The organism is Shimia sediminis (assembly GCF_003990645.1).
Taxonomy (GTDB): Bacteria; Pseudomonadota; Alphaproteobacteria; order Rhodobacterales; family Rhodobacteraceae; genus Shimia; species Shimia sediminis.
On sequence record NZ_RYZK01000112.1, the window covers coordinates 1 to 534 of the forward strand.

At 42.7% G+C, this 534-nt stretch carries 1 protein-coding gene; it reads left to right on the forward strand.

All coding sequences use genetic code 11. The annotated features are described in order from the left end of the window. Positions 1-43: 43 nt before the first annotated feature. Positions 44-373: a hypothetical protein gene (locus EK369_RS23050; RefSeq protein WP_497707116.1), complete on the forward strand. Its 330-nt coding sequence runs from the start codon at positions 44-46 to the stop codon at positions 371-373. Positions 374-534: the final 161 nt, after the last annotated feature.

The following is a 534-nucleotide window of genomic DNA, read 5'->3' on the forward strand; positions in this document are numbered from 1 at the left end:
CTGCAAATAAAACGGAGCAGTGAAAGCCTAGGGGGCAGGTCTTCTGAGTGCTGATGGAGAACTCCTCCACGCCATGAGCGACAAACCCGAACTAAGACCCTTCGAACCAGCAACCACCGCGGTTCAACCCTACCAAGACCAGGAATACCAACCGATTTATTTCGTAGCCGAAAGTTTCGAAGATGCCAAAGACAAATTCAGACGTTGGGTCCAGGGAATGTCCAGACCTTTCGAAGTCAGATTCAACCCTCACACCGGTAGGGTGGAAGTGCTGGACACCGCTGACAAATTACAGTCACTTATACAACAATTGAACACCGAAATTCTTCATCTTTCCAACGCAGTAAACAAATTTAAGTCGCGAGAGTTGTAAATTAGTTCCTCCACTTTCTCTTATTACCTACATATATATCAAAAATTAAAAAAAAACATCACTTGTATCATATGTTACCCTTTTGCTGCCTATTTAGAGAATGAAAGAGATTTGTTTGGGCGAATGATATGTATAGAGAGAAAGAGTGAGGTAGAAAGTCA